This window comes from Streptomyces sp. UH6 (assembly GCF_013421635.1).
GTDB classification, from domain to species: Bacteria; Actinomycetota; Actinomycetes; order Streptomycetales; family Streptomycetaceae; genus Streptomyces; species Streptomyces abyssomicinicus.
Genome location: NZ_JACADT010000150.1, coordinates 1 through 8,661 on the forward strand (window position 1 = coordinate 1; position 8,661 = coordinate 8,661).

8 protein-coding genes are annotated in these 8,661 nt (G+C 72.0%); 6 read left to right on the forward strand and 2 right to left on the reverse strand.

What is annotated here, in order from left to right; translation table 11 throughout:
* Window positions 1-295 precede the first annotated feature (295 nt).
* From HW445_RS10845 to HW445_RS10855, 3 genes are all read left to right on the forward strand, one after another.
* Window positions 296-1,372, forward strand: coding sequence for an adenosine deaminase (locus HW445_RS10845; RefSeq protein ID WP_180220813.1), 1,077 nt, complete (start codon window positions 296-298; stop codon window positions 1,370-1,372).
* On the forward strand, window positions 1,357-2,076 hold the full coding sequence (locus HW445_RS10850) for a glycerophosphodiester phosphodiesterase (RefSeq protein WP_180220814.1): 720 nt from the start codon (window positions 1,357-1,359) through the stop codon (window positions 2,074-2,076). The genes HW445_RS10845 and HW445_RS10850 overlap by 16 nt, the downstream gene beginning before the upstream one ends.
* 151 nt (window positions 2,077-2,227) lie before the next feature.
* A complete protein-coding gene (locus HW445_RS10855; protein WP_180220815.1) occupies window positions 2,228-3,394 on the forward strand; it encodes a serine hydrolase in 1,167 nt (388 codons plus the stop codon).
* Here the strand turns inward: HW445_RS10855 and HW445_RS10860 are convergent.
* Both HW445_RS10860 and HW445_RS10865 read right to left on the reverse strand, forming a co-directional pair.
* Window positions 3,384-3,971: a hypothetical protein gene (locus HW445_RS10860; protein ID WP_308798847.1), complete on the reverse strand. Its 588-nt coding sequence runs from the start codon at window positions 3,969-3,971 to the stop codon at window positions 3,384-3,386. The genes HW445_RS10855 and HW445_RS10860 overlap by 11 nt on opposite strands.
* Before the next feature lie 167 nt (window positions 3,972-4,138).
* Window positions 4,139-5,578 (reverse strand): gamma-aminobutyraldehyde dehydrogenase, encoded by a 1,440-nt coding sequence (locus tag HW445_RS10865; RefSeq protein WP_180220816.1) that lies wholly within the window; start codon window positions 5,576-5,578, stop codon window positions 4,139-4,141.
* 207 nt (window positions 5,579-5,785) lie between these two features.
* Between HW445_RS10865 and HW445_RS10870 the strand changes: the two genes are divergently transcribed.
* From HW445_RS10870 to HW445_RS10880, 3 genes are all read left to right on the forward strand, one after another.
* A complete protein-coding gene (locus tag HW445_RS10870) occupies window positions 5,786-6,283 on the forward strand; it encodes an Lrp/AsnC family transcriptional regulator (protein ID WP_180220817.1) in 498 nt (165 codons plus the stop codon).
* A complete protein-coding gene (locus HW445_RS10875; protein ID WP_374939629.1) occupies window positions 6,268-7,665 on the forward strand; it encodes an aspartate aminotransferase family protein in 1,398 nt (465 codons plus the stop codon). Before HW445_RS10870 ends, HW445_RS10875 begins: the two co-directional genes overlap by 16 nt.
* A 267-nt stretch (window positions 7,666-7,932) precedes the next feature.
* The coding region (locus tag HW445_RS10880) for an ABC transporter ATP-binding protein (RefSeq protein ID WP_180220819.1) at window positions 7,933-8,661 on the forward strand (729 nt) is incomplete at its 3' end.

The following is an 8,661-nucleotide window of genomic DNA, read 5'->3' on the forward strand; positions in this document are numbered from 1 at the left end:
GGACCACGGGGCCGAAGCCCTGCGGGGCCTGCGGCGGCGGGCCGAACGGGCTGGGCGCGGACGCGGGAGGCGGCGGCACCGCCCCCGGCTGCTGCGGCGCGCTCTCCGCGGGCTTCGCCCACGGGTCGGGCGTGCCCCCGGCGTACGGGTTGTCGGCGGTGTTGTCGGCCATGCGGTGGCTGTCCCCTCCTGCTGCGCCGCGCACGCCATCCGTACGCGGACGCGCCATCCTATGGCCCACGGCGGTGCGCGCGGCGGTCGGCCCTACGATGATGCGGACCCAGGGAGGACCTCCATGACCGACCAGCCCGCCGCCGGACACACCCTCGACGCCGGCGTCCCCCGCGACCTGCACGCCTTCGTCGCGGGTCTTCCCAAGGCCGAACTGCACGTCCACCACGTCGGCTCGGCCTCCCCGCGGATCGTCGCGGAACTGGCCGCCCGCCACCCGGACTCGCGCGTCCCCACCGATCCGGAGGCGCTGGCCGACTACTTCACCTTCACGGACTTCGCCCACTTCATCCAGGTGTACCTGTCGGTGGTCGACCTGGTCCGCACCCCTGAGGACGTCCGGCTGCTGACCTACGAGGTCGCCCGCGACATGGCCCGCCAGCAGGTGCGGTACGCCGAGCTGACCGTCACCCCGTACTCCTCGGTCCGGCGCGGCATGGACGAGAAGGCGTTCATGGAGGCCATAGAGGATGCCCGGAAGTCCGCCGAGACGGACTTCGGCACGGTGCTGCGCTGGTGCTTCGACATTCCCGGCGAGGCGGGTCTGGAGTCCGCCGAGGAGACGGTCCGGCTGGCCACCGACGACGCGGTCCGCCCCGAGGGGCTGATCTCCTTCGGACTCGGAGGCCCGGAGATAGGCGTCCCCCGGCCGCAGTTCAAGCCGTACTTCGACCGCGCCCGCGCGGCCGGGCTGCGCTCCGTCCCGCACGCCGGCGAGACCACCGGCCCGGAGACGGTGTGGGACGCGCTGCGCGAGCTGGGCGCCGAGCGGATCGGTCACGGCACCAGCTCGGCCCGCGATCCGCGCCTGCTCGAGCACCTCGCCGAGCACCGGATCGCCCTGGAGGTGTGTCCGACCTCCAACATCGCCACCCGCGCGGTGCGCACCCTGGACGAGCACCCGATCAAGGAGTTCGTGAAGGCCGGGGTGCTGGTAACGGTCAACTCCGACGACCCGCCGATGTTCGGCACCGATCTGAACAACGAGTACGCGGTCGCCGCCCGTCTGCTGGACCTGGACGAGCGGGGTCTGGCCGACCTGGCGAAGAACGCCGTGGAAGCCTCCTTCCTCGACCCGGCCGGCAAGGCCCGGATCGCGGCGGAGATCGACGCCTACACCGCCGCGTGGCTCGCTCCCTGACCGCGGTCGCCCACCGCGGCGACCCGTACCGCCACCGCGAGAACACCCTGCCCTCGCTGCGCTCCGCACTGGAGCGCGGCGCGGACGCGGTGGAGGTGGACGTCCGCCTCACCCGCGACGGGGTGCCGGTGCTGCTGCACGACCACACCCTGGAGCGGCTGTGGGGCCACGACCGTCCGGTCTCCTCGCTCACCGCCGCCGGGCTGCGGGACCTCACCGGCGGCGGCGTGCCCCTGCTGGCGCGGGCCCTGGAGGTCACCGCGGGACACCGGGTGCTGCTCGACCTGCCCGGCGCGGTCGGCACGCCGGGTGCGCTGCGGCGCGTCCTGGAGACGGTGCGGGAGACCGGGGCGCAGGACCGTGTGTACTGGTCGGGGTCGGCGTCCACCCTGCTGGCGCTGCGGGCCGCCGCCCCGTCGGCCGAACTCGCGCTGACCTGGACCACTTCCGTGCCGCCGCGCGCCGGACTGCTGGCGGCGGTCCGGCCCCGGTGGCTCAACTACCGCTTCGGCCTCGTCACCGGGGAACTGGTGCGGCGGCTGCACAGCGAGGGCTATCTGGTCTCGGCGTGGACCGCGGACACCCGCCGGTCCATGCGCCGGCTGGCCGCGGCGGGCGTGGACTCGGTCACCACCAACCGGATCGACGTCCTGGCCGCCGTGCGGGACGCCCCGCGGCCGGTGGTGCCGGAGGGCGCCCCCTAAGGGGCGCCCCCACCCTCTCCCCGGGCCACAACTCCCTGCAAGGTGAGGGGTGTTACCGGGTCCGTGCCCTTCTCGACGATGATCCGCACCGGCGGCTGCCACCAGCAGGATGGCCCGTGCCGTAAGCACCCGTCGTCCCGAGGAGAACCTCATGCCCGGTACCGCCCGCACCGCCCGTGTCACCGCCGTCGCCGCCGCCCTGACCCTGGGGATCGGCGCCCTCCTCGCACCGGCCGGCACCGCGGCCGCCGCTCCGCGGCCGCCCCTGTCCTGCGTGACGCTCACGCCCGGCCCGGACGCCAAGGCCCTCTGCGACGCGATCTCGGGTCTGCCCGACGACGAGGCCACCGCCGCCCAGGTCCGCGTCGGCGGTGACGGCGCCTGGCTGGGAACGGCCGGCGTCCGGGACCTGTCCACCGGCGCCCCCGCCCTGCGGCACGCCCGCTTCCGGGCCGGCTCCACCTCCAAGGTCGTCACCGCCTCGATGGTGCTCCAGCTCGCCGCCGAGGGCCGGATCGGCCTGGACCGGCCCGTGCAGCGCTACCTGCCGGGGCTCTTCCCGGCGGAGTTCGCGCCGATGACGGTGCGCCAGCTGCTGAACCACACCAGCGGCCTGCGGCCGGGTGCGTCCTTCGGCGACACCACCGAGGACATGTGGGAGCACCGGTTCGACACCCTGACGCCGCAGGAGGTGGTCGCCGGGTCGGTCGCCGCGGGGCCGGGCACCACGCCCGGCGAGGTGCAGCGGTACTCCAACATCCACTACGTCGTCCTCGGCCTGCTGGTCGAGGAGGTCACCGGGGACACCTTCGCCCACCAGGCCGAGGTCCGGATCTTCCGCCCGCTCGGCATGCGGGACAGCTACTTCCCGGTGGACGGTGACCCCCGGATCCGCGGCCCCCACAACCGCGGGTACGAGCGGGTCGGCGGCCGCCTCACGGACGTCACCGAGTGGAACATGACGGATCGTTTCGCGGCCGGCGACCTGATCTCCTCCACCGCCGACCTGGAGACCCTGATGGTCTCGCTCTTCCGCGGCGAGGTGGTCCCGCAGCCGTACCTCGACCAGATGTTCCAGGTCCCGGAGGTGGACGACGAGAACGGCAGGGCCGCGACCATCGGCCTCGGTCTGGAGCGCTTCGAGATCAACGGGCTGGAGGTCTGGGGCAAGACCGGCTCCCGCCCCGGCTACCACACGGTGGTGGCGGCCACCCGGAACCTGTCCCGCACGGTGGTCTACTCGGTCAACTCCACCGACGCGCGGGGTGACGGCCTCGCCATCGCGCAGCGCTTCGCCTTCCCGGCCTTCAACCGCTGACCGGGAGCGGCCCGACCGTGCCGTCCCGGCCGTCCGCGCCGTCCCGGCCGTCCCGGCCGGCCTGACCGCCCGGGCCGGCCGGGCCGGCGGCCGCGGTCAGTGCCTCCAGCCGCTTGATCCGGCGACGCAGGATCAGCAGCGGGATCACCCCGAACACCCCGAAGGACATGTCGATCAGCATCCAGAAGACCGGGATGCCCCGGATCGGCCCGCAGATCAGCGCCAGCGGGATGACCCCCGCGCAGGCGATCATGCCGAACTCGATCACCCAGATGTTGCGCACCGGGTCCCGGTAGGGCCCCCAGAAGGCGACCGCGATCACCAGGTGGGCGAAGGCCAGCCAGTCCGTCCCGTACAGCAGGAACGGGTAGCTGGAATCCGCCTCGTCCAGTCCGCGGCGGACCCGGGTGATCCACTCCACCAGCCCGTCCGGCGCCGGGAGGGCGGACACGGCCTCCTGCGCCCAGCGCAGCTCGTGCACCAGGGGAAAGGCGGTGATCCCGCTCAGCACGAGACACACCACGAAGAACAGCAACCACGCGCGAATGCCCTTCAGCAGGGCGGCTCTGTCGCTCACACGGAGGAGCGTACGCCATTCTTGAACATGTTCAAATACATGCCCCGAGCGGCCCGGGCACCGGCCTGATGCACCGGCCCGATGCACCGGCCCGCGGACAGACGGACGGGGCCCCGGGCGGTCCAACCACCGCCCGGGGCCCCGTCGTCGTCCTGCCGCGTCCGCCGTCAGCCCTCCAGGGACGTCATGACGTGCTTGACGCGGGTGTAGTCCTCGAACCCGTAGCCGGAGAGGTCCTTGCCGTAGCCGGACTTCTTGAACCCGCCGTGCGGCATCTCGGCGACCAGCGGGATGTGGGTGTTGATCCAGACGCAGCCGAAGTCCAGCGCCTTCGACATCCGCATGGCCCGCGCGTGGTCGCGGGTCCACACCGAGGAGGCCAGCGCGTAGTCGACGCCGTTGGCGTACTCCAGGGCCTGCGCCTCGTCGGCGAAGGACTGGACGGTGATGACCGGGCCGAAGACCTCCTGCTGGACGATCTCGTCGTCCTGCTTCAGGCCCGAGACCACGGTCGGGGCGTAGAAGTAGCCCTTGTCGCCCACCCGGTGGCCGCCGGCCTCGACCTTGGCGTGGGCCGGGAGGCGGTCGACGAAGCCGGAGACCTGGGCGAGCTGGTTGGCGTTGTTCAGCGGGCCGTAGAGCACGTCCTCGTCGTCGGGCCGCCCGGTCTTCGTGGCGGCGGCGGTCTTGGCGAGGGCGGCGACGAACTCGTCGTGCACCGACTCGTGGACCAGCACCCGGGTGGCGGCGGTGCAGTCCTGGCCGGCGTTGAAGTAGCCGGCCTCGGCGATGGCGGAGACGGCCTTGTCGACGTCGACGTCCTCGAAGACCACGACCGGCGCCTTGCCGCCGAGTTCGAGGTGGACCCGCTTGAGGTCCTTGGCCGCGGAGCCGGCGACCTGCATGCCGGCGCGGACCGATCCGGTGATGGAGGCCATGGCGGGGGTGGGGTGCTCGACCATCGTCCGGCCGGTCTCGCGGTCGCCGCAGACGACGTTGAAGACGCCCTTGGGCAGGATCCCGCCGAGGATCTCGGCGAGCAGCGTGGTGGACTCCGGCGTGGTGTCGGACGGCTTGAGGACCACGGTGTTGCCCGCGGCGATGGCCGGGGCGAACTTCCAGACGGCCATCATCATCGGGTAGTTCCAGGGCGCGACCTGCGCGCAGACGCCGACCGGCTCGCGGCGGACGATGGAGGTCAGTCCCTCCATGTACTCGCCCGCCGAGCGGCCCTCCAGCATCCGGGCCGCACCCGCGAAGAAGCGGATCTGGTCGACCATCGGCGGGATCTCCTCGGTGCGGGTGAGCCCGACCGGCTTGCCGGTGTTCCTCACCTCGGCCGCGATGAGTTCCTCGGCCCGCTCCTCGACGGCGTCGGCGATCTTCAGGAGGGCCCTCTGCCGTTCGGCGGGCGTCGTGTCGCGCCACGCCGGGAAGGCCGCCGCGGCGGCCGCCATGGCCGCGTCGACGTCTGCCTGCGCGGACAGCGGGGCGGTGGCGTAGACCTCGCCCGTCGTCGGGTCGACCACCTCGGTGGTGCGTCCGTCGGCGGCGTCCCGGAACTCACCGTCGATGTAGTTGCGCAGACGACGCAGTTCGGTGCTCACTGCCGGCCTCCTGATCAGTGCGGGTGTCCTGTACGGGCGTCCCCCACGGGCGCCGTGCGGAACGTCTCGTTGGTTGAGACGCCCACCCTAGTCCGGGCACCGGCGTTTACGACACCCCCACCCCGGTGTTTCCTGCGAAATCCGCAGCTGAATGGCTGACGGACGACGGATTTCATCGATTCGCTCTTGCCGGACGACCGATCCGTCGTGCAGAGTGGCGGCGTGGCCAGTCGAAACGCAGACCCGAGCAACGGCGCCCCGCACCTGGACTCCGTCTCCCTCGCGATCATCGAGCAGCTCCAGGAGGACGGCAGGCGCCCGTACGCCGCGATCGGCAAGGCGGTCGGCCTCTCCGAGGCGGCCGTGCGGCAGCGGGTGCAGAAGCTGCTGGACCAGGGCGTGATGCAGATCGTGGCGGTGACCGACCCGCTCACCGTGGGGTTCCGCCGGCAGGCCATGGTCGGCGTCCACGTCGAGGGTGACGTGGAGGCGGTGGCCGAGGCGATCGGCGCCATGGACGAGGCGGAGTACGTGGTGATGACCGCGGGATCCTTCGACCTGATCGTGGAGATCGTCTGCGAGGACGACGACCACATGCTCGAAGTGATCAACCGCCGGATACGCGCCGTCCCCGGAGTGCGCTCCACCGAGAGTTTCGTCTACCTCAAGCTCAAGAAGCAGACATACATGTGGGGAACGCGATAACCGTGAACAGCCAGGATCCCAGCAACAGCGATCGGAGCAGGTCCGCCTACGACCATCTCTGGATGCACTTCACCCGCATGTCGTCGTACGAGAACGCTCCCGTGCCGACGATCGTGCGGGGCGAGGGCGTCCACATCTACGACGACACCGGAAAGCGGTACCTGGACGGCCTCGCGGGCCTGTTCGTGGTCCAGGCGGGCCACGGCCGCGCCGAGCTGGCCGAGACCGCGGCCCGGCAGGCGCGGGAGCTGGCGTTCTTCCCGGTGTGGTCCTACGCCCACCCGAAGGCGGTGGAGCTGGCCGAGCGGCTGGCCCACCACGCCCCGGGCGACCTGAACAAGGTCTTCTTCACCACCGGCGGCGGGGAGGCGGTGGAGACCGCCTGGAAGCTGGCCAAGCAGTACTTCAAGCTGACCGGGAAGCCCACCAAGCACAAGGTGATCTCCCGGGCCACCGCCTACCACGGCACCCCCCAGGGCGCCCTCTCGATCACCGGGCTGCCCGCCCTGAAGGCCCCGTTCGAGCCGCTGGTGCCGGGTGCGCACAAGGTGTCCAACACCAACATCTACCGCGCCCCCGTCCACGGCGACGACCCGGAGGCGTTCGGCCGCTGGGCCGCCGACCAGATCGAGCAGCAGATCCTCTTCGAGGGCCCCGACACGGTCGCCGCGGTCTTCCTGGAGCCGGTGCAGAACGCGGGCGGCTGCTTCCCGCCGCCGCCCGGGTACTTCCGGCGGGTCCGCGAGATCTGCGACACCTACGACGTGCTGCTCGTCTCCGACGAGGTCATCTGCGCGTTCGGCCGCCTGGGCACCATGTTCGGCTGCGAGAAGTTCGGCTACCAGCCGGACATGATCACCTGCGCCAAGGGGATGACCTCGGGCTACTCCCCGATAGGAGCCTGCATCGTCTCGGACCGGATCGCCGAGCCGTTCTACCGGGGCGACAACGTCTTCCTGCACGGGTACACCTTCGGCGGCCACCCGGTCTCCGCTGCGGTGGCGCTGGCCAACCTGGACATCTTCGAGTCGGAGAAGCTCAACCAGCACGTGCTGGACCACGAGGCGGCGTTCCTCGACACGCTGCGCAGGCTGCACGACCTGCCGATCGTGGGCGACGTGCGCGGCAACGGGTTCTTCTACGGGATCGAGCTGGTCAAGGACAAGAACACCAAGGAGACCTTCGACGCGGAGGAGACCGAGCGGATCCTCTACGGGTTCGTCTCGAAGAAGCTCTTCGAGAACGGCCTCTACTGCCGGGCCGACGACCGCGGCGACCCGGTGGTCCAGCTGGCGCCGCCGCTGATCTCGGACCAGGGCACCTTCGACGAGATCGAGCAGATCCTCCGCGCGACGCTCACGGAGGCGTGGACCAAGCTCTGACGCCGGTTCCCCGCGGCCGGGCCGGGCGGCCCCACACCGTTCCGCCCGGCCCTTCACCTCGCCCCTTCCGGGCGGATGAGCTGACCGTGTGACAAATCCGTCGCCGTCCGGGGCCGGACGGGTGAGACACGGCCCCCGCAGGCCGCGGCCTCGCACGGCCGCCGCCCGGTTCTACCTAGCGTGCCCAGTGACCGATCGGGTCTGCCTTCGTTCCCCCGGACGGGGGACACGCAGGATGAAAACGCGATCTGAACCGAGGTGACGCCCGTGGAGGCCCCGCCGGACAACGACGTGCTCTGGGCCCGTGCCCTGCACTTCACGCATCGCGACCGCACGCCTGGGCTGAACGGCGTGTCACTGGGCGTCGGGGACGGTGAGATCCTCGCCGTCGGCGGCCCCCGCGGCAGCGGCAAGACGACCTTGCTGCGCTGCCTGTCGGGCATGCTGACCCCGACCAGGGGGGAGGTCTGGTTCAACAGCACGCCCGTCCACACCTTGGGCCCGCTGGGCCGCGAACGCCTGCGCCGCGAGCGGTTCGCCTGGGTCGGCCCCGAGCCCGGGCTGATCGCGGAGCTGAACGTCTGGGAGAACGCCGCCCTTCCGCTGATGCTGCGCGGCATGGGCCGCCGCCGGGCGAAGGAGCGGGCCGTCGACTGGCTGGAACGCCTCGACGTCGGCTCGGTCGCCCGCCGGAGCCCCCTGGAACTCGACCAGGCACAGCGCCAGCGGGTGGCGATCGCCCGGGCTCTCGCGCCGTCGCCCACCGTGCTGTTCGCCGACGAGCCGACCGCCCCCCTGCACCGCGCCGACCGGGTGCACGTGCTGCGGACCCTGATGACCGCGGCCCGCTCGCACGACATCACGGTGGTGCTGGCCACCGGCGACCTGGAGGCGGCCGCCCTGGCCGACCGTGTCGTCCACCTCCTCGACGGACGCCGCGTCAGCAACGCGCAGCTGCCCCCGGCTGCCGGCACGGAGGGGCGCGCCGCGTGCTCG